The organism is Chryseobacterium sp. 'Rf worker isolate 10' (assembly GCF_050753305.1).
GTDB lineage: Bacteria > Bacteroidota > Bacteroidia > Flavobacteriales > Weeksellaceae > Chryseobacterium.
In genome coordinates this window covers 21,961-47,098 of sequence record NZ_JBOZOF010000008.1, presented here as the reverse complement: position 1 = coordinate 47,098, position 25,138 = coordinate 21,961, and the positions used below count along the sequence as shown (strand labels likewise).

Here is a 25,138-nt window from a genome sequence, read left to right as displayed (position 1 = left end):
TGACATCAAAAGATCATTTCTTTTGTAATAATATTTTATTGTAGTGGAGTTTATATCATATTATTCTACAGTCTATCCTGTTCGGCAGTTTTTTTAATGGTTTTTGCATTTTTCACAGCCTGGTTTCCAAAATTGAATTTCAATGAAAATGCAATCCCCTGAGTATCCGTATAATCAAGAAAATAGTTATCCTGATTCGCATATTTTGTACTCACTTTCTGACCTGTAGATCTGAAAATATCGCTGAAAACAAGACTTGCATCCAGTTTTTTATTAAAGAATTTTCTGTTCATTACAAAATAGGCTGACCAGAGAGAGGAAATCCTGAAAGTTCCCTGTATTCCCGGAGAATAGTAACGGTGCCCCATCTCCATTTTCCAATCGCTGTTTTTATCAAGAGTAAAGCTTGTGGAAATATTGGAAACCCAGTTCCAGACCTGGTTTTTATACAGCATTCCATCTGTTCCCTTGAAGTAATTTTCGTTGTGTTCAAGGTTTTCAGATAAGATTACATTCCACCATGGCTTGACCTGAAAGTTTTTGTATAAGCTCAATCCGAAAGCTTCTCCTTTCTCGATATTGGTAAAATAATAAATCAAGCTGTTGGTACTCGGTTCCTGATAGGAAATTTCCATGGACGGATAGATTTCTTTTCTATAATACAAATCCAGATTCCAGTCTTTCCAGGAATAGGTAAAGTTGAGATTGTGGGTAATCGTTGCTTTTAATTTTGGATCTCCCTGATAATATGAAAAGAGATTATAGTAAGATTTCGCAGGATTCAACCATGAATAGGAAGGTCTGCTGATTCTTTTCCCATAAGAGAATCCGAATTCCTGCTTATTTTCTGTGGTATATTGTGCATAAAAAGTCGGAAAAAATTTCCAGTAATTGCTTTTATTCAATTCATAAGGTTCGGAAACGATTCCTTCAAGATCTGTCATTTCTGCACGAATTCCTCCTTTGAAGCTCCATTTTCCGATATTGTAGGCTAATGAAGAATACAGGGCAAGATTGTGTTCTTTATAATCAAAAATACTGCTTTTTTCCGGTCGGTATTGTAACATTCCATTCTCGTTGTCTGAGAAATCCAGTTTACTGCTTGTCTTTACAAAACTATATTTTGCTCCGGATTCCAGCTCCAGTTTATCCCCTTTCCACTGATAATCGAATTGTGTAGAATATAGCTGAACATCTGCTTTATTCTGGGTAAGAAAATTATCTTCTTTAGGAGGCTGGCCTGCAAAATTCAGATAGGTAATTACATTTTGGTATTTATCGGCATTATTTCCTGTAAAATAGTTGATCCATGAAAGGCTGCTTTTTTTATTCAGTTTTCTGTCTATCTGAAAACTCACAGAGTTGTTGATGGAACGTGACCGATGATCATTGATTGTTGTATAATCAGATTCTACTATATCCTGCTGATTATAGATCAGTGTAGGAACATTGTACACGCCGAAGGACTTTGGAGAAAAATACCCTGAGTAGTTGAGGCTTACATTGGTCAAACTGTCCAATTCATATTCCGCATTAAAATTCAGGGTATTCTGGTTATTGTTTTTATCCTTCCTGTTCATCATACTTACCCATCGGGTCTGGCTTTCCGGATAGTTTACATAGTCTGTTCCTTCCCGGTAGTACGTTCCGAGCCCTCTATAATAGCTTCCCATAACGGAAAGTTTATCTTTTTTATAATATTGGGAAAGACCAAAAACTCCTTTCGCATATTGTGTCTGCACATATTTTGATGAGAGAATTCCGCGGTAGCCTTCAATTTTATTCTTTTTCAGAACGATATTCAGTACAGCGCTTCCAGAGGCTTCGTATTTTGCAGGCGGATTGGTAATCACTTCTACTGATTTCACCTCATCTCCCTGTGTATTTTCAAGAAGATTTTTAAGCTCATCTCCCGTCAGCATTACTTTTTTATCATTAATAGTCACCAGAATTCCTGTGCTTCCTTTTACACTCAATACACTATTATTGATGGTGACACTTGGAGTATTTTTTAGGATTTCCCAGGCATTGAGTGAAGAAATATTACTGTTTTCCACATTAAATTCCAGGCGGTCAACTTTTCTTTTCACCAAAGGCTTTCGTTTCGTCATTACGACTCCCTCTATTTCCTTTGATTCCTTTCTAAGAACGATATTCAATGGTTCAGATTCATTCAAATCCAGTTTTTTCTCAAATAAAGAATACCCCTGATTTTTAACAACCAGTCTTACATTCTGCTCTGAAATACCCTCCAAGACAAATTTTCCGCTATCATCCGTTTTTAATTCTTTGATTAATTCATTTTGAGCATTATACACTTCCACCTTTACTGATGAAAGCTTTTCGTTTTCGCTGTTCACAACTGTTCCTCCTAGTTTCTGTTTCTGGGCAAGAATCAAAACTGGAAAACACAGAAAAAAAAGAATTTTATACATGGTTATTTTTTTATCCTCAGGAGCAAAACCATTGTTCTGCTCTACGGTACAAAATTCTATATTGAAAGGGAGAATTTCGGTTAACGGTGGGTTAATGATAGGTTAATACCTTTTTCTTTAAAATAAGAAAACCTGAATTCGGAAATTCAGGTTTTAAAAATCAATACAATATTATTATGGATAAGGAATTATTTTATCCAGTTCTATTGGATTATAATATTTTTTTATGTTGATCTGTGTTTGCCTGGTTAACCCTGCAAACTCTTCTTTACTTTTGATCTGCTGTCCATTAATGCGTACATTCCAGTCCGGCTGAAATTCGGTTCTCATTCTGGCATAGGGATCATTATAAAACTCCAGATTCAGTTTCACCCATTTTTTAAAGTCTATGGCAATAGGAGCCAATGAATAATGCTTTTCGAGAAAGCCTTTTGTATCATATGTTTTGGAGAGATTACTATTTCGCGAGAAAGAATATATAAAATCTTTCTTATCATCTTCCACATACAGAACCAGTCCCGGAAGTCCTCTAAATTTATACGGACCTTCAGGAATGTTGATATCCGGAGTAAACCAGGCAGTCCAGTTTCTTCCTCCAAACATGGCAGTAGCTTTTTGCAAATTATAATTATTGATCTTTTTAGTATCGTTCTCTATTTTCCACTGAACATTATCTTCCGTTTCAAAAACATAATAATATGGCATCATCATAATCTGAACAAAGTTTTTGTTTTTATTGGAATTTCTTTTTCTGAGAATGGTCTGTCCGGACTGGCTGGTATGCTGAGAAGTCATTCCTCCATGAAGAATATTCAGAGAATCGTTTGCTAAAAATTCAAATTCATAAAATTTCACTTCTTCAGGATTGATATCCAGTACCATTTCTTCTTTATCATACTCTGTCCCTTTAGGATCAGATCTGTACTGAAGCTCATATACAAAACGATGCGTTTGGGCATTGATGATTATCCCAAGTAACATAACAAGAAGCATGAATCTCTTTTTCATGAGTTAAATAGTTTTTTATTTTATAAAAATACCAAAAATCATACTAATCATCAGGTTAATAAAAGGTTAATGATAAAAATATTATTTCAGTAGAATGGTAAAGCTTTATCTTTGTTTCGATGATAGCCAAGAGTAAAATTCTGATTTCTGTTTTTGCCGCTCTGTTCCTGCTTTTACTGGGGATCCAGGTGTATTTTATGTATAAAACCTATCAGGTAAAAGAGAGGGACATCTACAGATCTGTGAATGACGGGCTTACCAACTATACCGATAACCTGGAAGACATCCAGGAAGCCAAAGAGAGAAACGATGATTCTCTGCAGCAAATCATCATCAGATATCATAATAAGGAGATCAACAGAAAGGACTTTCTCAATTATTTCATAGAAAACAGAAAATCTGCAAGAGAAAGACTGATCCATTATATCGACAGCCGTTACCAGAAAGACGGTTATGAAATTTCGGCAAGAATACGATATCTTTCAATTATACATCTTCCGGACAGCACAAAAGTAATTACTGAACCTATTGTCATTTTTGAGACACCAGATGTCATTAAAAATCCCCGCATTGCCAGCAATGGAAGCTGGGAAACCTCAACCACCAAAAGAGATGATAGCGAGAAAGGCCACGTTGAAAAAAAGAATACTTTTCTTGTTAAAACCCAGGCAGATTTTGAGATCAAAAATATAAAAAGCATTGTTTTCAAAGAGCTTACATTATTGATTATTTGTTGTGTGATTCTTCTTTCAGGAGTTCTTCTGCTTTATATTTTCACCATTAGAAATCTGATCCAGCAGCAGAAGCAGGTAGAAGTTCTCCACACCATTGTGGATAACATTTCACATGAGTTTAAAACTCCGATCGCTACTTTAAAAATAGCTTCAAAAGCATTAAAAAAAGAATGGAATCCAGAAACACTTCCCCTTATCGACAGACAGATTTCCCGGCTTGAAAGTCTGATGTTTCAACTTCATAAAGATGAAATGACAGATGAAATGACCGCTATACAGCCTGACGACTGGAACTTTTTCATTCAGGATCTTTCAGTTACTTATTCTGATACTGATTTTAAACTTGAAAATTCAGTTTCACAAAAGCTTCCTTTTGATAAAAATCTGATGGAAACAGTCATTAAAAATCTTTGTGAAAACAGTGTAAAATATGGGGCTTCTGTTGTGAATATAAATATCAGCAACAGATCTCAACAATTAGAAATCGAAGTTTCTGACAACGGCCAAGGCATGGAAACAAGAGAACTCAATAACATTTTTGAAAAATTCTACAGAATACAGAATAATAATATCTATAACAGTAAAGGGCTTGGATTGGGTCTTTATTTCGTGAAGAAAATCATTGCCAATTATAGCGGCAAAATAGAGGTTTCCAGCCAACTCAATACAGGCAGTTCTTTTAAAATATCGATTCCTTATGAAAACTAAAATCCTTCTTGCAGAAGATGATCCGGATTTCGGAATGATTCTTAAGCAGTATCTTGAATTGGAAGATTTTGAAGTCAGCTGGTTTCAGAATCCTGAAGATGTCGTACCATTGCTTCAGACTGATTTTCCTTTTCAGATAGGAATTCTGGATGTGATGATGCCTAATATAGATGGTTTCTCGCTGGCGAAAATCATCATCAAGGAAAGAAGTAATTTCCCTTTGTTATTTTTAACAGCCAAAAATCAAAAAATAGACCGCCTCACCGGGTTGAAAATAGGTGCTGACGATTATATTTCCAAACCCTGCGATCCTGAAGAACTTGTTTTACGAATTAAAAATATTCTGAAGAGAACACTTCCTGCCGTTACGGAAAGTCAAATAAAAATCGGAGAATTTTCACTGGACACGGCCAAACTTCTGTTGTCTCATCCTAACGGAAACAATCGACTGACCATAAGAGAACAGGAACTTCTTCTGTATCTTCTAAAGCATAATCGTACTATTATTACAAGAGATAATATTCTGGATAATCTTTGGGAAACCAACGATTATTTTACCGGAAGAAGTCTGGATGTGTTTATCAGTAGGCTACGTAAATATTTCAACAGTGATCCTCAAATAAAAATCCAATCCCTGAGAGGAATTGGATTTGAAGTCGATTTTCCAACCAACTGATTTTTTATAGAGAAAGATTCACAATCACCGGAAAATGATCTGACGGATACAAAAGATTCTCTCTTCTGTCATTGATGTGCCTGTGAGATCTGATCTTAAAGCCATTTGTAAAAATATAATCAATTCTGTCTTTTGGAACTTCATTCACGTTAAAGCCTGTGAAAGTTCCTACCGGTCCGTAATGTTTAGTTTCCGAGTGATAGAAAGTGTCTTTCATATTCTGAGAAAGAATTTTAATAGGTTCAGAATCATCTGTCAGGTTAAAATCTCCGCTTAGTGCTACCGGAAGATTCTTTGGGTTCAGTTCTTTGATTTTTTTCAGAATCAGTTCGGAAGACTTTACTCTCGCTACATTTCCTACATGATCGAAATGAAGGTTCATCGCAAGGAATTCTTTCTTTGATTTTTTATCTTTAAATACAGCATAGGTACAGATTCTGTTCAGTGCAGCATCCCAGCCTTTAGAAGGTTTTTCCGGAGTTTCGGACAACCAGAACGTTCCTGATTTTACCACTTCAAGTTTATTTGTATCATAAAAGATAGCAGAAAACTCTCCTTTTTCTTTACCATCGTCCCTTCCTACTCCAATATAATCATAGTTCTTCAATCCTGTTTTAATATCTTTCATCTGTTCCGGAAGCGCTTCCTGCACTCCGAAATAATCCGGATGGTAATAGGTAAGCAAATCAGCAACGTCCTGCTTTCTTTTTGGCCAGGCATTATCTTTATCCGACTCTACATTCAGCCTGATATTAAAACTCATTACGGTAAGGTCCTGTGAAAATCCTAATGCAAAAAGCATCAGAAACACCATTGAAAATCTGAAATTCATATGTTATTTTATCAGTAAGAGACAAAAATAAAACTTCTCTGCGACAGAAAAGCTTTATTGATGTGATTATATTGTTAAATTATCTTTTTCTTCTTCTATAGATATAAAATACTCCTGAAACTCGGTTTCGGAAACTGCCAGCTGGCTTTCAAGTTTTACAACACCGATGGTTTTGTAGTGGGCAGCCAGTTTTATGCTTTTACTTTTAAGAAGTGCTTCCAGCTTTTTAATGTTTATATCTTTTTTTAAAACTGCGAGATAAGTGATCATATGTATACCTGTATTAAACCGTTTCCTATATCTCTGTATTTTATGCCTTCAATAGGCCTAGCTTTGTTTTCCATGAGTTCCCAGATCTCTTTTGCTGATTTGTCAGGAAACTGTTCCATGTACAAAGCGGCAAGTCCGGAAACATGTGGTGCTGCCATACTTGTACCGCTTATGCTGTAATATAAATTAGATTTGTTCTTTGTATTTTTGGGATAAGCACTGATAATATCTACTCCGGGAGCACACACATTGATATTCCCACCCGTAGATGGATTGATTCCCGCATTTGAGAATCTGGCAATCTTCATTTGAGCATCAATGGCTCCAACCGCCATAATTGATTTTGAATTGGCCGGCATAGAAACCGGCTGTGGAATCTGGGGTCTGTTGCTGTCATTTCCAGCCGCCGCTATAATAAGACAGTTATTTTCCAGCGCTCTTTCTCCAATAGTTTCAAAGAGAACGGAAGGCTGATCATCAAGTCTCACCGGAGATGCCAGCGAAAGCGACAATATTCTGAATTTTTTCGTGATTGCCCAGTCTATTGCATCAATTACACTACTGGTAGTTCCTCTCCCATTGTCTGCGAGTACTTTTGCTATTTTCAGATTGCAGTCTTTGGCAATTCCATAACGTCGGCCTGTATCACTTCTGGTATTTCCTGTAGCCACTCCGGCACAGTGAGTCCCATGTCCGTTGGGATCTCTGCTCCAGTCCTGACCATCTATAAAAGATTTTCCTTCAATTTCTTCAGAAGAAAAATCGGGATGGGAAGTTTCAAGTCCGGTATCCAGAATGCAGACATCAATTCCTTTTCCTGTATAATTGGCATTTTCTAGGCCGATAGCTTTTAATCCCCATTCCATTTCAACAAATGATTTTTGAGGTAAAGGTTTGGTGGTTATATATTTTTCGAGTTCTGAAATTTTTTCTGCGAGTCCCGCTGATTGTTTTTTAAGTTCACTGATCAGCTGTAATTCATCTGCAGGAAAAAATTCTCTTTCTTTTTCGTAATAAACAATAGAATTTGATTCATTTTTCACGACGCTTTTCAATTGCTCTTCATCCATATTTTCCACCACAAGAACTCCAAGATTTTTGTAAAGTACCCCATTGTCCTGATCAATGATTTCATAAGAACGGTTTTCTTTGGACAGCAATTCTGAAGAAGTAATATTCACTTCCAGTTCTTTCTCTATTTTTTTGAGCGAGTTTTTCTGCTGATCCTGCAGCAGAACAATATATCTTCCGGTTTCCATAATGATCTTTTTTTAAATTAATTTCAGAAATACTTTTTCCAGAATGATGAAAATATCTTCAGGAATGATGGACAGTCTGAGTTTTTTATTAATTCCCGATATGGCAGCATTCTGCTCTACAAGAGAGTTCCAGAAACTTTCAATTTTAGGAACAGAATTCATTTCTTTCAGCTTTTCATCATTCAAAATTCCGTTCTGGTATAATGAGACAATAACCCCGGAAATAAGTTCTTCTGCATCATCAAGTTTTTTGTTTTCCTTTGCATCTATTTCCATTAGAATATCATAAATACTTTCTATTCCGTTGAATGAAAATCCTCCGAGAAGTTCTCGTCTTCCGGACATTATTTTCTCCATTTTTATTGGATTAAAGCCTCTTTTAACGGTCGCAATCATATTCATCACTTTCAAAACTTCAGATTCATGGCTGGTGTTTCCTTTTGTACGGAAATATTCCAGAACTTCGTTGAGAAATATATCAAAGCGGGCATCAAAGTCAAATGATTTTGACAGATATAAAGCCTGAACTTCATTGAAATGTTCCAAAAGCTCTTTAATTTTCTGTACTGTAAAGTGAATAAGTTCCTGCATTACTCAAAAGTTATCTGTTCTATTTCATTACCGTCTTTATCTTTGTAAGACACAATCCTGATTCCCTCTTCCTCCATTTCCACATGAAGGTTGATGAATAATTTGTCTTTATCTTCCGCTGCACTGGTGTTGGGATCTATGTAAATATTGTTCAGTTTGGCATTCACCAGTGTATATTTATTCAGTAAAACTTTTGAAAAAATGTCTTTCAGCTCATCGGTTTCTTCTTCTGTTGTTCCATCCTGAGGCCTGAAGATTCCGGAATTAAGAAGGTGGATTTTGTTTCTGAGATCCAGTTTGAGCACTTCATTGGCAGGAAGTTTTCCGAATTTTTGATCATTTTTTTCCAGTTTGCTGAATAGTGTTTTAAACTCTTCAGTCTGAATCTGTTTTATAGTAATTTGAGGGATATTCATCCTTTTCTCTTTGTTCACCAGACGGATTCTCTCATTCAATTCTGTAACAAACTGATTCTGATCCAATTTAAAATTATATTTGGGAGCAGAATCTATATCTGTGATTTTGATCGGGATATCCATCTTTACACTGGGCAGGGCATATCTTGGAACCTTAAAATATTTAAGGTATTCATGACGGGCATATTCTTTTGCAATAAGAACCGCATTTTCGTCTGCTTTTTTACGAGCCTGAATTATCTCGTTGTTGAGATAATCCAGGTAATCTGATAGTTTTATCATCTTTCGTAAAATATATTATTGTGAAAGAAGTCCAAGAACCTTTTCAAGTCCGGCAGGCATTTCGTCATTGGTTGCACGTACTTTTACGCCAAGAGAATATTCTTTTTCCACTTTAATTCCTGTGCTGGAAGTTCTTTTGTAAGAAACATCCACTTTAAATTTCACAGGACCCCATCCTCCGGATACTCCGGCATTGATACCAAATTCATCACTTACATCTTTCGTATAAGTTGAATTAAGCTTAACATTAAAATCTACTTCACAGGTTTCAATTCTAAAGCTTGGAACGTTTAACAATGCTATGAAAGGAACGGAAAGTTCTACCGGATCCGGAATGGTCTTAGGATTACTGTTGCTTACTGGCTGATCCGGGTCAAAATCAGGGTTCGGAATGTTTTTGGTGTATTTGAATTCTGCCATTCTCAGTTTTTTCGCACTGTTCGGATTGTTGGGATCCGTAAGCTCAAAACCTACTTCATTGATAAAATTAACGGTAGCAATAGAGGCATTAGACTGTGCTTTTACGCAAGCATCCAAAGGTCCGCCAATGATGGTGGCAAAGTCAATACTTCCCAATTCTGCTGCAAAATCTGCACTGGCAGCGTCTGAAGTTTTGAAGATTTCTTCGTCAGCAGCTATTTTTCCGGCAATCAGTTTCATGATCTCTGAAGAAGCTCCGGAAAAAGATTTTTCCCATTTTGCATCATAATTCTTTTTGAAATCTTCTACGATATTCAGCAATTCTTTATTGGTCAATGCGCTTAATTCTGAAGTCTCAATTCCTGATACTTTTTCATACACTGCAGGAGTAAGTACTTTTTCTACTCCCGATAAAAGGTCGATTAACTCATTTTTTGTTTTTTTGGCGTGGCTTGCTTCAAGCACTGATTTTAATGTTTCCATGTTGTTTTGTTTTTGATTAATATGGTGAGACAAAATTATATCGCCGACCACCAAAACATTGCAGGAGAACCCCTTCACTTGACCCGGAAAAACACCCTAAAAATAAAAGCCTGAACTTACGGTGGTAAGCTCAGGCTTTTGTGTTGTTGATTTTTATTTTGTATAAACTATGATGGTTTACGGCTATTATTTTCCAGGTTTACATCAGGAACAACAGAATTCGGATCCAGTTTCACCTCATCAATTTCCTTGTTAGAATCTACTTTGAAAGTCCATTCTGTATTTCTTTTCCAGACTTCCACAGGAATATTCACCGTTTGTGCCGTTCCATCTTTGAATTTCAGCTGAACTGTTGTAGGCATTGGCAGCTGACCAAGGTTTTCAACGGTAATCTGAACTCCGTTTTTAAAATTTCCGTTGACGTATTGTACATTCTTAACTGCCTGATCAATTTTCCATTTGTTGAAGTACCATCCTCTCCAGAACCAGTTCAGTTCTTCGCCGGAGACATTTTCCATTGTATGGAAGAAATCCCAAGGTGTAGGATGTTTGAAAGCCCATCGGTCTATATAGGTTCTGAAAGCTTTGTCGAATTTTTCAGGTCCCAGAATAGTTTCTCTTAAAACATCCAGTCCTGTTCCCGGCTTATAGTAGGCCAAAGCTCCGATACTTCTTTCTTTCATATTGTCCGGTCCTACCATTACAGGCTCCAGACTGTCGGTCAAAAGATAGGTTCCTGATCTTGCCAGATTCGGTTTACGATAATATTCTCCTTTATTGAAAGCTTCGGTTGAAAGTCCGTTGATGAATGTATTAAAGCCTTCATCCATCCATGCGAAAAGTCTTTCATTAGATCCTACAATCATTGGGAACCAATTGTGCCCGAACTCGTGATCTGTAACACCCCAAAGATCTTCTCCTTTGGAATCCATATGACAGAATACAATTCCCGGATATTCCATTCCTCCTTCATTTCCTGCTACATTGGTGGCAGCCGGATACGTATATTCATACCATTTTTTTGAATAATGTTCTATGGCAGCTTTCGTATATTCTGTAGATCTTCCCCATGCTTTTTCACCGGAACTTTCTGCAGGATAAGCCGAAATAGCCAAGGATTTCTTTCCACTAGGCAAGTTAATTTTTGCAGCATCTAAAATAAATCCTGCAGAAGATGCCCATGCAAAATCTCTGGCCTGTGTAATTTTAAATTTCCAGGTTTTTGTACCGGAAGCTTTATTTTTACCGATTTCAGATTCAGAACGGATCATTACTGTTTTATCACTGTTTCTTGCCTCATTCCATCTGCTGATCTCCTCTTTACTATATACTTCTTTTTCATTCAGAAGTTCTCCGGATGCCACCACATAATGATTAGCCGGAACAGTAATATTGGCTGTAATATTTCCATATTCCAAATAAAACTCTGAAGCACCAAGGTATGGAAGTGTATTCCATCCTAAAACATCATCATACACACACATTCTCGGATACCATTGTGCCATGGTAAAGATTTTACCGTTTTTGGTATCCTGGATTCCCATTCTGTCTGAGCCATATTCTGGAGAGATAAATGAGTATTCAATTTCTATTTTGGCAACACCTCCATTCGCTTTCAGTTCCTTTGGAAGATCAATCTGCATTCTTGTATCAGTAATGGTGTATTTTACTTCCCTTTTTCCGTCAAGTCTTACTGACTTAATCTTATATCCACCATTAAATTCTTCACCATGCGCTCCATTTCGGCTTCCCGAAAGCGGAACGACTCCATTTCCTCTGGAATCTTTTGCAAATAGATTCTGATCCAGCTGCAGCCAAAGAAAACCTAATTTATCCGGGCTGTTGTTGGTATAAGTAATTTCTGCTGTACCTGTAATCTCTTTTTTATCTTCATTCAGGCTGACATTCAAATGATAATCTGCTGAATTCTGCCAATAAGCATGCCCTGGCTGTCCGCTTGCAGAACGGGTTGCTGTACCTGTCTGCGGATAGAAAAACGGCTTAAATGCTTCTACATAATCATATTTTGGGGTTTCCTGTGCGTATACAGAGCCTGATAACAGGATCACTGCAACGGTGGAAACAAGGGTTGGAAGTTTAAAATTCATTTGAAAAATATTATTTACTGTATAGGTAAAAAAAACTCCCGGATTTGTTACACATCCGGGAGCTTTTTAATATAAGTTTAATTTAATTTGATTTTTTTGCTTTAATCATCGCTTCTAAAGCATCCCACATTTCCTGAGGAATTGCTTCAAGCATGTTAAATTCTCCTGCTCCCTGAAGCCATTCTCCACCATCAATGGTTACTACTTCACCATTCATATACGCTGAATAATCGGAAACCAGGTAAGCTGCAAGGTTTGCCAGCTCCTGATGTTCTCCTACTCTTCTCAACGGAACTTTTTTCTTCATATCAAATTTCTCCTGAAGATCCCCCGGAAGAAGTCTGTCCCAAGCTCCTTTTGTAGGGAAAGGTCCCGGAGCAATCGCATTGAAACGGATTCCGTATTTTGCCCATTCTACCGCTAATGATCTGGTCATCGCCAAAACTCCTGCTTTTGCACAGGCTGATGGTACTACGTAGGCAGAACCTGTCCATGCGTAGGTTGTTACAATATTCAGTACAGTTCCCGGAGTTTTAGAATCTATCCAGTGTTTTCCTACAGAAAGGGTGCAATTTTTTGTTCCTTTTAAAACGATATCCAGGATAGAATCAAACGCGGAATGAGTCAGTTTTTCTGTTGGAGAAATAAAGTTTCCTGCAGCATTATTCAATAAGATATCTATCTTTCCGAACTCTTTCAATGTTGCTTCTTTCATGGCTTCCACCTCATCCCAGTTTCTAACATCACAAGCTACACAAAGCACTTTACCTCCTGTTTCATCTTCCAGTTCCTTAGCTGTTGCTTGTAGCTTCTCCAGATTTCTGGAAGTGATCACTACTTTGGCGCCCAATTCAAGAAAGTATTTGGTCATCGCTTTTCCAAGACCGCTTCCGCCTCCTGTTACAATCGCTACTTTATCTTTTAATGCACCTTCGCGCAGCATAGGTTGGGTATATAGACTCATAAAAATATTTTTTCTTAAAAATACTAAATATTGAAATGTAATCCTTTAAAATGGCTTGATAAATAATGCTACAAATAATTATTCTTTACATAGAAGCTGTCTCAACTTTTATATTCATGATTTTTTAACCACAAAAGACACAAAAGTTTTAAACGCTTAAATTTTTTAGAGCCAAACTTTATGTAAATAAGTACATCAAAGATTTTCATCTTATTTGAACTTTTCTCCAGCATTATTTTAAATTTACTTAAGTGGACAAAATGAAGGTTCTTATGACTTTTGTGGTTTTATAAAGTTTAAGCATCTTAATAATTAAAAATAGATCAAACATTCAAAAAAGAAAACAGCCTGATAATTACTGATCAGGCTGTTTTTATCTTTTAAAAAAGTAATATATTAAGAAGCTACTACTCCTTTGAACGAAAGTGTTTTAGGAGTTTTGCTGTCACTTGTCGTAACGTTTACAGTCTTCATAAACGGACCAGCTGCTGCTGCGTTATAGCTAGCTTCTACAAATCCTTTTTTTCCTGGCTGGATAGGCGTTTTTGTATAATCCGCTGTTGTACATCCACATGAAGGAGCTACATTCTGGATAATGATTGGTTTTGAACTTGTATTCGTGAATTCAAATCTGATCAATTTTGGTTTTCCCTGAGGAATATTTCCTACATCAATAGATTCTGATTTCCATTTAATAGCATCAGCTATCATTTTTACGATGGATGGAGCCTCCCCAGTCATTACATTAGCGTAAAAAGGAGAGAATGCCAATACTGCCAAAAGAGCTGTAATTTTTAGTTTTTTCATGAGTATAAATTTTAATATTATTATATTTCGATATAGCAAATGTAAAGCAGAGAGTGATTACAACTTGTTAACCGCTGTCAAACATTTGTTAACGAGTTGTTAATAATAAAAGATAAATAGATATTTTTGGATAATATTGTTTCAGGAAATGAAAATAAAAAGACTCAATATTATAATAACCCTGGGATTTGTTGCTATTATCGGAATTTTAATAGCACAGCTGATGTGGACGCGCCAGGCTTATAATCTTGAAGATAAAAAATTTAATCAGAAGGTCAATATTGCCTTAATGGAGGTTGCAGAAAAACTCTCCGGTGGAAAGACATCCTATACTGAAAACCCTGTTCAGAATATTGCCAATGACTATTATGTGGTTAATATTAACAATGAATTTCATCCCGTAGTGCTGGAATATTATCTTAAAACAGAATTTACACGTTTCCAGATCAATACAGATTATGTGTATGCACTATACAACTGCCACAGTGATAAAATGGTGTACGGAAAATACATGACTTCTCATCAGGAAAGCCCCAGTAACAAGATGATCAATTTCCCGAAGCACAAAAACCTGATCTATTATTTTTCTATTCGTTTTCCCGATAAAACAACTTATCTGATCAGTTCACTAAGATTCTGGTATCTTTTGACATTTGCCCTTATCATTATTCTTTTGGTATACGTATATTCTATTTATACCATCATTCAGCAGAAGAAATTTTCAGAACTGCAGCGGGATTTTATCAACAATATGACTCATGAGTTTAAAACTCCTTTATCTTCGATCCTTTTAGCTTCAGAAGCGCTCAATAAGCAGGAAATGGTAATGGAGAATTCCAAACTGCAGACCTACACCTCCATTATCATCAACCAAAGTCACAAGCTCAATAATCATATTGAGAAAATCCTGAATATTGCTAAGAACGATGCTGCCGGACTTTCATTAAAGCCTCAAAAAATATTGCTGCTCCCTTTTATTCAAGAGATTACAGATAACATACAGCAAAAGAATAAAGACCTCAGCATTGAGATCGATATTGAAAACAGTACTTCAGTAATGGCTGATGAATTTCACTTTACCAATATTATCTATAACCTTTTGGATAACTCCATCAAGTATTGTGAAACGCAGCCTGTGATTAAAATTTCTGCGCACAAAGATTCAAAAGGCTTATATTTAAAGTTTAAAGATAATGGAATGGGAATTCCCGCTAAAAATATTCCTCATATTTTTGAAAAATTTTACAGGGTGCATACCAAAAGAAGTGAAGAAGTGAATGGTTTTGGGCTGGGATTATTTTATGTAAAAAAAGTAGTTCAGCAGCATCACTGGAAAATTTCTGTGGAGAATAATGAAGACAAAGGAATTACTACAACAATCTTCTGCCCGTTTTCAAATTAATCATGTGTAAATATGGAGAAATCTAAAATTTTATATGCCGAAGATGACCAAACAATAGCTTTTCTGGTGGAAGACAGTCTGGAAAGTTATTATGATATCAGCTGTTATTCTGATGGAGAATCTGCATTGGAAGCATTTAACAGTCAGAATTTCGATATTTGTCTGCTGGATATTATGATGCCCGGCATAAACGGATTTGAGGTGGCACAACATATTCGGAGTAAAAATTCTGAGATTCCGATTATTTTTATCTCTGCAAAAGCTTTAAAAGAAGATAGGATTAAAGGTCTTAAAATAGGCGCTGATGATTATCTGGTAAAGCCATTCAGCATTGAAGAACTGATGCTGAAAATTGAAGTTTTTCTGAAACGTACAAAGAAAACAGATACAGCTCCTTTAAAATATAAAGTTGGAAAGTATGATTTTGATCCTAAAAACTATACCCTGCAAGGAATAGACAGCAAAATTACCCTTACCCAAAGGGAGTCTGACCTTCTTTTATATTTTATCCGTCACAAGAATCTGGTGGTCAAACGACAGGACATTTTGAAGGCCATCTGGGGCGATGATGATTATTTTATGGGGCGAAGTCTTGATGTATTTATTTCCCGATTGCGAAAAGTATTGGCCGACGAACAGAATGTTCTGATAGAAAACCTGCACGGAATAGGTTTCCGCTTTTCCGAAAAAGAATAAATAATATTCAAATTATCTAAAACACAACAGCAAATGATGATTTTAATTAATTTTAAACCTTGAAAATTTGTCATTAATGAAAAATCTCAGACCCACTGTTTTTCTATTTCTTCTCTTTGCAAGTGCCCAGTTTAAGGCTCAAAAATCTGAAAAATTAATCCAATATGTCAATCCTCTGATCGGAACTGAAAAGATGGGACATACTTACCCCGGAGCTACGGTTCCTTTTGGCGCGGTACAGCTAAGCCCTGAAACAGATACCATTTCTTATGCGCTTAACGGAAAATACAATGGTGAAGTTTATAAATACTGTGCCGGCTACCGTTATGAAGATAAAACGATTGTAGGTTTCAGTTCTACTCACTTCAGCGGAACAGGACACTCTGATCTGGGAGATTTTCTGGTGATGCCTACCGTAGGAAAACTTCAATTGAATCCGGGAACAGCTTCCAATCCGGAAAGTGGCTACAGAAGCAGATTCTCACACCAAAATGAAACGGCAGAAGCCGGATATTATAAAGTAAAACTGGATGATCACAATATTCTGGCAGAGCTTACAGCAACACCAAGAGTGGGAATTCACCGCTATACTTTCCCAAAGTCTGACCAGTCTCATATTATTCTGGATCTGATGGCAGGCATCTACAATTATGACGGGAAAAATATCTGGACATACGTGCGTGTAGAAAACGGAAATACCATCACAGGTTACCGTCAGACGAATGGCTGGGCAAGAACCAGAACTGTTTATTTTGCCATGAAGTTTTCAAAACCTTTTAAATCTTATGGTCAGCAAAATTATGATGAAAAACAGGTTTATAAAGGATTTTGGAGGAAGTTTGACCAAAATCAGAATTTCCCGGAAATCGCAGGTAAAAACCTGAAAATGTATTTTGATTTTGATACCAATGAAAATGAAGCCATTGAAGTAAAATTGGCCATTTCACCGGTAAGCCAGACCAATGCTTTGGAAAACCTGGAAAAAGAAGCAGGAAATATAACTTTTGATCAGGCAAAAACTCAAGCTCAAAATAATTGGAATAAGGAATTAAATAAAATTGTCATCAAAGGTTCTGATACTGAAAAGACCAACTTCTATACAGCCATGTATCATACCTTCATTAATCCTACCACTTATATGGACGTCAATGGAGAATATAAAGGTCTCGATCAGAATGTTCACAAAGCGGATGGTTTTACCAATTACACAACCTTCTCTCTGTGGGATACATACCGTACGCTGCATCCTTTCTTTAATATCATTCAGCCTAAACGAAATGGTGACATGGTAAAATCTATGATGGCTCATTATAATCAGTTTTCGATGAAAATGCTGCCTATCTGGTCACATTACGCGAATGACAACTGGTGTATGAGCGGATATCACAGTGTAAGTGTAGTTGCCGATGCGATTATTAAAGGAAATTATGATGGTGATCCTGAAGAAGCTTTAAAAGCCTGCATAGAAACCGCCAACAAAAGAAATTATGAAGGTATCGGGCAATATATTGATCTTGGCTACATTCCGGCAGAAAAAAACGGAACTTCAGTTTCCAATACATTAGAATATGCCTATGATGACTGGGCTATTGCTCAACTGGCAAAACATTTGAACAAAACAGAAATCTACAATCAGTTTATCAAGAGATCTGAAAACTGGAAAAATAATTTCGATAAAACCATCGGATTTATGCGTCCGCGTTTGGCAGATGGAAGTTTTAAAAAAGATTTTGATGTGCTAAGTACCCATGGACAAGGTTTTATTGAAGGAAATTCATGGAACTACAGTTTCTTTGTTCCACAAAATCCTGATGAATTGATCAACTTGATGGGCGGAAAGAAGAAATTTGCTTCAAAACTTGATGAACTGTTCACGATGCATTTACCAGATGAATTCTTTGCAGACACCGAAGATATTACCCGTGAAGGTATTATCGGTGGATATGTTCACGGAAATGAACCCGCTCACCATGTTGCCTATTTTTATAACTGGGCAGGACAGCCATGGAAAGCACAGGCACAAATCCGCCGTATTCTGGAAATGCAATATAAAGCAACCCCGGACGGACTGGGAGGAAATGATGATGCCGGGCAAATGAGTGCATGGTACATTTTAAGCTCATTAGGGTTTTATCCTGTAGCTCCCGGTTCAGAAGATTATTCTATCGGCAGCCCTGCGGTTGATAACGCTGTATTGAATCTGGAAAATGGAAAAACTTTTGAAATTGAAACCATCAATCAAAGTCCGAAAAATGTATATGTTCAGAAAGTTCTTTTGAATGGAAAAGAGATTAAAAATTTTACGTTGAAGCATTCTGAGATTATGAATGGTGGAAAACTTACTTTTTATATGGGAAGTAAAGCGAAGAAGTAAGAAGGCGAAGGGTTGAATAAGTTTTGGCTAAAGCCAATGGAAGTTTTCAAAATAAAAGAGCGGGCTAAAGCCCGCTCCTATTGATTTATCGTAATAATATCTTATTAATCTCTTGGTTCAAAAAGCAATCTCTCACCAAATTTCTCTTCTGCAATTTTTCCATTGTCATACACCAAATGTCCATTAACAAAAGTATGGGTAACCCTAGAATGGAAATTCATTCCTTCTAATGGACTCCAGCCGCATTTGTACAGTAAATTATCTTTGGCAACCGTCCAATCTTCATTAAGATCTACTAAAACCAAATCCGCTTTATATCCTTCTCTCACAAAACCTCTTTTTTCAACTTTGAAAAGGATTGCCGGATTATGACACATCTTTTCAACGATTTTCTCAAGAGATATTTTACCGTTTTTATAGTTTTCTAGCATTACCACCAGTGAATGTTGTACCAAAGGTGCTCCTGAAGGACATTTTGTATAGACATTATTCTTTTCCTCTGCAGTATGTGGTGCATGGTCTGTAGCAATCACATCTATTCTGTCATCCAGCAACGCTTCCCAAAGGGCATCTTTATCTTTCTGAGTTTTTACAGCAGGATTCCATTTGATAAGACCTCCTCTTGTTTCATAATCTTCGTTCGTAAAAGTAAGGTGATGAACACATACCTCAGCAGTGATCATTTTATCTTGTAAAGGAATGTCATTTCTAAAAAGGTCCATTTCCTTTGCTGTGGAAAGGTGGAAAACGTGAAGTCTTGCCCCTGTTTTTTTTGCCAGCTCGATAGCTTTGGATGAAGATTTGTAACATGCTTCTTCGCTTCTGATCAGGTGATGGAATTTTACAGGAATATCATCCCCATATTCATCCATATATTTCTGAGTATTGGCTCTGATAGTCGCTTCATCTTCACAGTGAACCGCAATCAGCATTTTGGTATTGCTGAAAATATTCTCCAGTGTTTCCGGATTATCCACAAGCATATTTCCTGTGGATGAACCTAAGAATAATTTGATTCCCGGAACATTTCTCGGATTTGTTTTTAAAACTTCCTCCAGATTATCATTGGTTCCTCCCATCATAAAACCATAATTGGCATATGCTTTTTGAGATGCTATTTCATATTTGTCTGCCAGCAGTTCCTGAGTAACAGCATTGGGAACCGTATTAGGCTGATCTATAAAACTGGTAATTCCTCCAGCAATTGCAGCTCTTGATTCACTTGCAATATCTCCTTTATGAGTAAGTCCTGGCTCACGGAAGTGCACCTGATCATCAATCACTCCCGGAAGAAGATACTTTCCTGAACCGTCAATGATCTGATCTGCATCTTCAGAAATACCGACAGCTATTTTAGATATTAAATCATTTTCTATCAGGATATCACTTTCAACAACTTTTCCTTCGTTGACGATATTTACGTTTTTTATAAGAACTTTCATTTCAATTTATTTCCCCACAAAATTAAGATTTTAAGTTTTAATTCACTCCAAAATCACCAAACGAATACTTAAAGTTTTACATTTGTAAAAAATTTCGACTTTGTACAAAAAACTATTAGGGCAGACAATCATCTATGGAGCGGGGGCTATCGCACCCAGAATTATTTTATTCATCCTGAATCCACTTTTGATCTATAAGATTCCCAATGAAGGTTTTGCTATTTTCACACAGCTTTATGCGTGGATTTCATTTGTGAATATCATTCTTTCTTTTGGTTTTGAAACGGCATATTTCCGCTTTTCGGCCGAAGACGGTAATGAAAAAAAGACTTTCAATACTTCATTCTGGTTTTTGTTTTCAACGTCCACGGTTTTTCTTGCCTTATGCTATCTGCTCAATCAGCCTATTGCAGATTATTTAGGCTATCATGATAATCCTGAATATATCAGATGGTTTGCTTTAATTGCCTTTTTTGACAATTTATTGGTGATTCCATTTGCGTGGCTTCGTTTTCATAATAAACCCATCAAATATTCTGCGGTAAGAGTAGTTCAGGCTATTTTTCAAGCTATTTTTACAGCAGCGTTATTCTTCTGGATTCCGGAAAATATATCAAGAAGCATAGGACTGGATCAGAATGTAGATTATCCGTTCTTCAGTAACTTGGCTGGAAGCGCCCTAGGCTTTTTATTATTACTTCCTGTTATATTAAAAGTAAGATTTCAGTTTGTCACTTCATTATTCGGACGTATGATCAAATACTCCTTCCCACTGATGCTGGCAGGTCTGGCTTTTATGGTGAATGAAAACTTTGATAAATCTATTCAGAGAAACTATATTTCAAACGAACAGGCAGGAGCTTATGGAGGTTGTTATAAACTGGCTGTACTGATGACATTATTTGTAACCGCTTACAGAATGGGTATTGAGCCTTTCTTCTTTAAACAGATGGATAAAGGGGATGCCAAGAAAACCTACGCCAAAGTTGCGGAGTATTTTGCATTTTTCGCCTGTGCCGTAGCGTTGGGAATTATCGCCAATATTTCATGGCTGAAAGCTGTCTTTATCCCCAATAAATCTTATTGGATCGCTATAGATATCATCCCCATCATTGTTATTGCCAATCTTTGTTTCGGAATTTATTATAACTTTTCTACCTGGTACAAAGTAACAGACAGAACAGGTGTTGGAACTATCATTTCATGGCTTGGCGCAGGGATCAATATTGGCCTTAACCTTTTGGCGTTAAACTATTACAAGAGCATGATCGGTTCTGCGTGGGCTACATTCGGAGCTTATATTATTATGATGATTGTCTCTTATCTGCTCGGACAAAAATATTATCCTATCCCTTACAGAATGAAGAAAATGTCTTTCTTCCTGATCCTTCTGGGAGTCTTCAGCTTCGTTATAGTAAAATATCTAGATTATAATATTATAACAAGTAATTTACTATTTTTGGTCTTTACAGGAATTTTGATTTATTCTGAGAAAAACTTGATTTTATCGAGAATCAGAAAGAATTAAACTTTGGTCTTTATTTTGATAATAAACAATCCTATTCTCAATTTTAACAAATATTTAAAAAGATATAAATCATAACCCGACAACAGTTTTAATTGCTATCTTTAACCTTAATATAAAAAACAACTAATAAAAACATCTTTTATATAATTTATGAAAATTATTGTTCCTATGGCTGGACGTGGTTCCAGATTACGTCCTCATACATTAACAGTTCCAAAACCTCTTATTCCTATTGCAGGAAAACCTATCGTACAGAGATTGGTGGAAGATATTGCTAAAGTGGCAGGAGAAAACATTGAAGAAGTAGCTTTTATCATTGGAGATTTTGGTCCTGAGATTGAAAAATCTCTTATTCAGATTGCTGAAAAACTGGGAGCAAAAGGAAGTATATATTACCAGAACGATCCTCTTGGAACAGCTCACGCCATCAAATGTGCTGAGCAGTCTATGCAGGGAGATGTTGTGATTGCATTTGCAGATACCCTTTTCCGTGCAGATTTCCAATTGGATAAAAATTCAGATGGGGTTATCTGGGTGAAAAGTGTAGAAGATCCATCTGCTTTCGGAGTGGTAAAATTAGATAACTATGGTTTCATCACAGATTTTGTGGAAAAACCAAAGACTTTTGTTTCAGATCTTGCGATCATTGGTATTTATTACTTCAACAGCGCTGAAAAACTGATGGAAGAGATCAATTATATCATGGACAATGATATTAAAAATGGCGGCGAATATCAATTAACAACTGCCTTAGAGAACCTTAGAGCAAAAGGAGCTAAGTTTACATTAGGAAAAGTGAATGACTGGATGGATTGCGGTAACAAAAATGCAACAGTAGAAACCAACAGCAAAATCCTTGAATATGAAAGAGAGGAAATGAAGAACTTTCCTGCTTCTGCTGTGATTGAAAACTCTCTGATCATTCAGCCATGCTTTATTGGTGAAAATGTGAAAATCTCCAATTCAAAAGTAGGACCCGGAGTTTCATTAGGAAACAATACCACTGTTGTGAATTCGAATATTGAAAATTCTCTTATCCAGGAAAACACCAGAATTAATCATGGAAACCTTTCTAACTCTATGATCGGTAATTCTGCACAGTATTTCGGAGTTGCCAGAGAAATTTCTTTAGGAGACTACTCCGTTTTGGATTTTCTTTCTAAATAAGAATAGAAATTATTTAACTTAAAACAAGATATCATCAGGCCACACAAAAGATTTTGTGTGGTTTGGCGTTAATATTGCACCGTATTTTTTTAATTTAAAGATAAATACATGAAAAATTGGATCCCGCTTCTTTTATTGCTCCTTGCTTTATCATCCTGTAAAACCCGTACCAAAGCTCAAAATGATACAGATCATACGCGAGACAGCATTGCTGCTACAAAAGATCAGGATAATGGAAATCCAAAAGACGTGAATGAACCCGTGAAAGATAAACTCACCTTTTACGAGCATGTATTAGTTCCACCAAAATTTGAACAGATCAAGATCGACAGTAAAATAAGGGTAGAAACGGGAAGCTATGTACCTACGCTGGACGCTACGGTTTATATTGAAAACGACACAAAGGTTTGGATGAACCTCAGAGCACTGTTCATTAACGCCGCCAGAGGTATTGCCACTCCTGAAGGAATAAAAGGACAGGATAAAATTAATAAAACCTATATAGATTCAGATTTTGATTATCTTAATAATCTCCTGAACGTTAATTTCATTGATTATAAATCTCTGGAAAAAATCCTGTTGGGAAGAACTTTTGTGAAAATCAACGACAGACAATTTAGCCTTACCCAAAATGCACAGGGTTTCAAAATGGTTTCTAACACCAATCAGAAAATTGTGACAGATGAAAAAAACAGGGAGTATAAAATTGCCCTTCAATATGATACCAATTACGATTTACTGAATGTCAACTTAAAGGATATTTTGTCTTCAGACGAGCTTGACGTTTCTTATAGTGACTGGAATGAATATGAAGGAATCCGTCTTCCAAAAAATGTTAAAATAATTATAAAAGGCTCAAAATCTAGTCAAATTTTAATGGAAAATACGAAATTTGACTTTTCGAGGATGGAAACACCTTATTCTGTACCATCCAGTTATAAGAAAATTGAGATTAAATGATTAAAAAATTTAGCTTTTTAATAGGTGTTTTGATGTTCGGACTGCACCAGGGACAGCAGAACAAAGAACAGCTGCAGAAACAAAATGCCGAACTTAAAAAACAAATTGCACAAATAAACTCCGATTTAGCCAAAACCAGAAGTGAATCTAAACTTTCCGTAGCTTATCTTTCTAATGTCAATCAAAAATTGGTATTAAGAGAAAAGGTATACAATAATACACAGAAAGAAAAAAGATTCATTGAGGATGACATCTATCTGCGTCAGCTGGAAATCAACCGTCAGAATAAAGAACTGGCTGTTTTGAGAAAAAACTATGCTGAGGTTTTGGTGAATGCTTATAAAAATAAAGGAGTACAGAACAAAGTAACCTTTATTCTTTCTGCAAAGAATTTAGGAGAAGCTATACGTAGAGTACAATATCTGAAACAATACTCAGATTATCAGGATAAAAAAGCAGCTGAAATTACCGATGCTGCCAATCTGATCAAAAAAACAATTGCACAGAAACAAAATTCTGTAAAAGAGAAAACAAACCTTCTGGTAAACCAACAGAAGGATTTGGCGACGATTAATGCTGAAAGAGCCCAAAAAGAACAATTGGTAGCCGACTTTAAGAAAAACGAGTCCAAACTGACTGCTGAACTTAAACAAAAACAAGTTCAGTCTAAGGCATTGGAAGGACAGATCAGAGCCATCATTGCTGAAGAAATCAGAATTGCCAAAGCAGAGGAAGAAGCAAGAAGAAAAGCAGAAGCAGAAAAAATTCGTTTAGCGAAACTGGCTGCTGAAAGAGAAAAAGCAAGAATTGAAGCAGAAGCTAAGGCAAGAGCAGAAGCCCTTGAAAGAGAAAGAAGAATTGCTGAAGCTGAAGCTAAAAAAGCAGCAGAACTGGCAGCAAGAAGAGCTGAAGAAGAAAGAAAACGTAGTGAAGATGCTGCTAAAGCAGAAGCTAATGCCAAAGATGAAGCCAGAAGAGTAGCTGCTAAAAAAGCCTCAGACGAAGCCAATGCAAGAGCCAAAGATGCGGCAGATAAATTGACAGCAGCAAGAGCCGCAGAAGCAGCCCTTGCCAAGAGAAAAGAAGAAGATAAAAAAGCAGCTGAAACTAAAGCTATGACAAGCTACGGAGTTTCTACCGCTACCGGAAACAGCTTTGCAGACAACAGAGGAAGACTTGGTTACCCTGCAGACAGAGCCGGACAAATCACTCACCGTTTCGGAAGACAACAGCATCCGGTTTTCAAAAATATATCAGAAGACAATACCGGTATTAAAATTTCTGTGCCTTCAGGTACACGTGCCAAATCTGTATTTCCAGGAACTGTATCTTCTGTTGTAGCCAGCAGTGATGGTACAAAAACTGTTATTATCAAGCACGGAGGTTACTTTACCATTTATTCCAACTTATCCAATGCAAATGTTTCCAAAGGACAGCAGGTTTCATCAGGAACACCGATAGGTACAATTGCTCAGGATTTTGACGGCGCTTATACACTTGATTTCCAAGTATGGAACGGAAGTACACCAGTTGATCCATTAGGTTGGATTTCATATTAAAAAAAGTGTAACTTTAC

General features: G+C 36.5%; 21 protein-coding genes. 9 read left to right on the top strand and 12 right to left on the bottom strand.

What is annotated here, in order from left to right:
• Positions 1 to 65: 65 nt before the first annotated feature.
• Both LKL37_RS22615 and LKL37_RS22610 read right to left on the bottom strand, forming a co-directional pair.
• The gene (locus LKL37_RS22615) at positions 66 to 2,435 is read right to left on the bottom strand and encodes an outer membrane beta-barrel protein (RefSeq protein ID WP_431612514.1); all 2,370 of its coding nucleotides are present in this window, start codon (positions 2,433 to 2,435) and stop codon (positions 66 to 68) included.
• A 174-nt stretch (positions 2,436 to 2,609) separates the two neighbouring features.
• Positions 2,610 to 3,443, bottom strand: a complete 834-nt coding sequence (locus LKL37_RS22610) for a GLPGLI family protein (protein WP_431612513.1) — start codon at positions 3,441 to 3,443, stop codon at positions 2,610 to 2,612.
• A 119-nt stretch (positions 3,444 to 3,562) separates the two neighbouring features.
• Between LKL37_RS22610 and LKL37_RS22605 the strand changes: the two genes are divergently transcribed.
• Positions 3,563 to 4,885 (top strand): sensor histidine kinase, encoded by a 1,323-nt coding sequence (locus tag LKL37_RS22605; RefSeq protein ID WP_431612512.1) that lies wholly within the window; start codon positions 3,563 to 3,565, stop codon positions 4,883 to 4,885.
• Positions 4,875 to 5,561 (top strand): response regulator transcription factor, encoded by a 687-nt coding sequence (locus tag LKL37_RS22600; protein ID WP_431612511.1) that lies wholly within the window; start codon positions 4,875 to 4,877, stop codon positions 5,559 to 5,561. Before LKL37_RS22605 ends, LKL37_RS22600 begins: the two co-directional genes overlap by 11 nt.
• Positions 5,562 to 5,565: 4 nt before the next feature.
• Here LKL37_RS22600 and LKL37_RS22595 read toward each other — a convergent pair whose 3' ends face one another.
• The 9 genes from LKL37_RS22595 to LKL37_RS22555 all read right to left on the bottom strand — a co-directional run bounded on the left by LKL37_RS22595 (position 5,566) and on the right by LKL37_RS22555 (position 13,993).
• Positions 5,566 to 6,393, bottom strand: coding sequence for an endonuclease/exonuclease/phosphatase family protein (locus LKL37_RS22595; protein ID WP_431612510.1), 828 nt, complete (start codon positions 6,391 to 6,393; stop codon positions 5,566 to 5,568).
• Positions 6,394 to 6,459: 66 nt separating this feature from the next.
• Positions 6,460 to 6,663, bottom strand: coding sequence for a hypothetical protein (locus LKL37_RS22590; protein WP_431612509.1), 204 nt, complete (start codon positions 6,661 to 6,663; stop codon positions 6,460 to 6,462).
• On the bottom strand, positions 6,660 to 7,922 hold the full coding sequence (locus tag LKL37_RS22585; protein ID WP_431612508.1) for a S8 family peptidase: 1,263 nt from the start codon (positions 7,920 to 7,922) through the stop codon (positions 6,660 to 6,662). Before LKL37_RS22585 ends, LKL37_RS22590 begins: the two co-directional genes overlap by 4 nt.
• Positions 7,923 to 7,934: 12 nt before the next feature.
• Entirely contained in the window at positions 7,935 to 8,513 is a 579-nt protein-coding gene (locus LKL37_RS22580; RefSeq protein ID WP_431612507.1) for a hypothetical protein, read from the bottom strand.
• The gene (locus LKL37_RS22575) at positions 8,513 to 9,211 is read right to left on the bottom strand and encodes a hypothetical protein (RefSeq protein ID WP_431612506.1); all 699 of its coding nucleotides are present in this window, start codon (positions 9,209 to 9,211) and stop codon (positions 8,513 to 8,515) included. Before LKL37_RS22575 ends, LKL37_RS22580 begins: the two co-directional genes overlap by 1 nt.
• A gap of 15 nt (positions 9,212 to 9,226) precedes the next feature.
• On the bottom strand, positions 9,227 to 10,114 hold the full coding sequence (locus LKL37_RS22570) for a DUF2589 domain-containing protein (RefSeq protein WP_431612505.1): 888 nt from the start codon (positions 10,112 to 10,114) through the stop codon (positions 9,227 to 9,229).
• Positions 10,115 to 10,281: 167 nt separating this feature from the next.
• Complete coding sequence (locus LKL37_RS22565; RefSeq protein ID WP_431612504.1) at positions 10,282 to 12,222, bottom strand: M1 family metallopeptidase; 1,941 nt, start codon at positions 12,220 to 12,222, stop codon at positions 10,282 to 10,284.
• Positions 12,223 to 12,304: 82 nt separating this feature from the next.
• Positions 12,305 to 13,186 carry an SDR family oxidoreductase gene (locus LKL37_RS22560; RefSeq protein ID WP_431612503.1) on the bottom strand — a complete coding sequence of 294 codons (882 nt, stop codon included), beginning with the start codon at positions 13,184 to 13,186 and terminating at the stop codon, positions 12,305 to 12,307.
• 396 nt (positions 13,187 to 13,582) lie between these two features.
• Positions 13,583 to 13,993 carry a DUF1573 domain-containing protein gene (locus tag LKL37_RS22555; RefSeq protein ID WP_431612502.1) on the bottom strand — a complete coding sequence of 137 codons (411 nt, stop codon included), beginning with the start codon at positions 13,991 to 13,993 and terminating at the stop codon, positions 13,583 to 13,585.
• Between the two features lie 148 nt (positions 13,994 to 14,141).
• Here LKL37_RS22555 and LKL37_RS22550 point away from each other — a divergent pair, with 148 nt between their 5' ends.
• The 3 genes from LKL37_RS22550 (at position 14,142) to LKL37_RS22540 (ending at position 18,465) form a co-directional block, all read left to right on the top strand.
• On the top strand, positions 14,142 to 15,395 hold the full coding sequence (locus tag LKL37_RS22550) for a sensor histidine kinase (protein ID WP_431612501.1): 1,254 nt from the start codon (positions 14,142 to 14,144) through the stop codon (positions 15,393 to 15,395).
• A gap of 12 nt (positions 15,396 to 15,407) precedes the next feature.
• Positions 15,408 to 16,091: a response regulator transcription factor gene (locus LKL37_RS22545; protein ID WP_431612500.1), complete on the top strand. Its 684-nt coding sequence runs from the start codon at positions 15,408 to 15,410 to the stop codon at positions 16,089 to 16,091.
• 76 nt (positions 16,092 to 16,167) lie between these two features.
• Entirely contained in the window at positions 16,168 to 18,465 is a 2,298-nt protein-coding gene (locus LKL37_RS22540; protein WP_431612499.1) for a GH92 family glycosyl hydrolase, read from the top strand.
• Positions 18,466 to 18,569: 104 nt separating this feature from the next.
• On the opposite strand, the gene LKL37_RS22535 is transcribed toward LKL37_RS22540, so the two are convergent.
• The gene (locus LKL37_RS22535) at positions 18,570 to 19,907 is read right to left on the bottom strand and encodes a dihydroorotase (RefSeq protein WP_431612498.1); all 1,338 of its coding nucleotides are present in this window, start codon (positions 19,905 to 19,907) and stop codon (positions 18,570 to 18,572) included.
• 100 nt (positions 19,908 to 20,007) lie between these two features.
• Here LKL37_RS22535 and LKL37_RS22530 point away from each other — a divergent pair, with 100 nt between their 5' ends.
• The 4 genes from LKL37_RS22530 to LKL37_RS22515 all read left to right on the top strand — a co-directional run bounded on the left by LKL37_RS22530 (position 20,008) and on the right by LKL37_RS22515 (position 25,121).
• Positions 20,008 to 21,435: an oligosaccharide flippase family protein gene (locus LKL37_RS22530; protein ID WP_431612497.1), complete on the top strand. Its 1,428-nt coding sequence runs from the start codon at positions 20,008 to 20,010 to the stop codon at positions 21,433 to 21,435.
• 150 nt (positions 21,436 to 21,585) lie between these two features.
• Positions 21,586 to 22,602: a sugar phosphate nucleotidyltransferase gene (locus tag LKL37_RS22525; RefSeq protein ID WP_431612496.1), complete on the top strand. Its 1,017-nt coding sequence runs from the start codon at positions 21,586 to 21,588 to the stop codon at positions 22,600 to 22,602.
• Between the two features lie 108 nt (positions 22,603 to 22,710).
• On the top strand, positions 22,711 to 23,562 hold the full coding sequence (locus LKL37_RS22520; protein ID WP_105704309.1) for a DUF4292 domain-containing protein: 852 nt from the start codon (positions 22,711 to 22,713) through the stop codon (positions 23,560 to 23,562).
• On the top strand, positions 23,559 to 25,121 hold the full coding sequence (locus LKL37_RS22515; protein WP_105704308.1) for a M23 family metallopeptidase: 1,563 nt from the start codon (positions 23,559 to 23,561) through the stop codon (positions 25,119 to 25,121). The genes LKL37_RS22520 and LKL37_RS22515 overlap by 4 nt, the downstream gene beginning before the upstream one ends.
• Positions 25,122 to 25,138 lie beyond the last annotated feature (17 nt).

Bases quoted from the DNA above. Each gene is read 5' to 3' on its own strand.
- LKL37_RS22615 (WP_431612514.1), bottom strand. From the start codon at position 2,435: ATGTATAAAATTCTTTTTTTTCTGTGTTTTCCAGTTTTGATTCTTGCC.
- LKL37_RS22610 (WP_431612513.1), bottom strand. From the start codon at position 3,443: ATGAAAAAGAGATTCATGCTTCTTGTTATGTTACTTGGGATAATCATC.
- LKL37_RS22605 (WP_431612512.1), top strand. From the start codon at position 3,563: ATGATAGCCAAGAGTAAAATTCTGATTTCTGTTTTTGCCGCTCTGTTC.
- LKL37_RS22600 (WP_431612511.1), top strand. From the start codon at position 4,875: ATGAAAACTAAAATCCTTCTTGCAGAAGATGATCCGGATTTCGGAATG.
- LKL37_RS22595 (WP_431612510.1), bottom strand. From the start codon at position 6,393: ATGAATTTCAGATTTTCAATGGTGTTTCTGATGCTTTTTGCATTAGGA.
- LKL37_RS22590 (WP_431612509.1), bottom strand. From the start codon at position 6,663: ATGATCACTTATCTCGCAGTTTTAAAAAAAGATATAAACATTAAAAAG.
- LKL37_RS22585 (WP_431612508.1), bottom strand. From the start codon at position 7,922: ATGGAAACCGGAAGATATATTGTTCTGCTGCAGGATCAGCAGAAAAAC.
- LKL37_RS22580 (WP_431612507.1), bottom strand. From the start codon at position 8,513: ATGCAGGAACTTATTCACTTTACAGTACAGAAAATTAAAGAGCTTTTG.
- LKL37_RS22575 (WP_431612506.1), bottom strand. From the start codon at position 9,211: ATGATAAAACTATCAGATTACCTGGATTATCTCAACAACGAGATAATT.
- LKL37_RS22570 (WP_431612505.1), bottom strand. From the start codon at position 10,114: ATGGAAACATTAAAATCAGTGCTTGAAGCAAGCCACGCCAAAAAAACA.
- LKL37_RS22565 (WP_431612504.1), bottom strand. From the start codon at position 12,222: ATGAATTTTAAACTTCCAACCCTTGTTTCCACCGTTGCAGTGATCCTG.
- LKL37_RS22560 (WP_431612503.1), bottom strand. From the start codon at position 13,186: ATGAGTCTATATACCCAACCTATGCTGCGCGAAGGTGCATTAAAAGAT.
- LKL37_RS22555 (WP_431612502.1), bottom strand. From the start codon at position 13,993: ATGAAAAAACTAAAAATTACAGCTCTTTTGGCAGTATTGGCATTCTCT.
- LKL37_RS22550 (WP_431612501.1), top strand. From the start codon at position 14,142: ATGAAAATAAAAAGACTCAATATTATAATAACCCTGGGATTTGTTGCT.
- LKL37_RS22545 (WP_431612500.1), top strand. From the start codon at position 15,408: ATGGAGAAATCTAAAATTTTATATGCCGAAGATGACCAAACAATAGCT.
- LKL37_RS22540 (WP_431612499.1), top strand. From the start codon at position 16,168: ATGAAAAATCTCAGACCCACTGTTTTTCTATTTCTTCTCTTTGCAAGT.
- LKL37_RS22535 (WP_431612498.1), bottom strand. From the start codon at position 19,907: ATGAAAGTTCTTATAAAAAACGTAAATATCGTCAACGAAGGAAAAGTT.
- LKL37_RS22525 (WP_431612496.1), top strand. From the start codon at position 21,586: ATGAAAATTATTGTTCCTATGGCTGGACGTGGTTCCAGATTACGTCCT.
- LKL37_RS22520 (WP_105704309.1), top strand. From the start codon at position 22,711: ATGAAAAATTGGATCCCGCTTCTTTTATTGCTCCTTGCTTTATCATCC.
- LKL37_RS22515 (WP_105704308.1), top strand. From the start codon at position 23,559: ATGATTAAAAAATTTAGCTTTTTAATAGGTGTTTTGATGTTCGGACTG.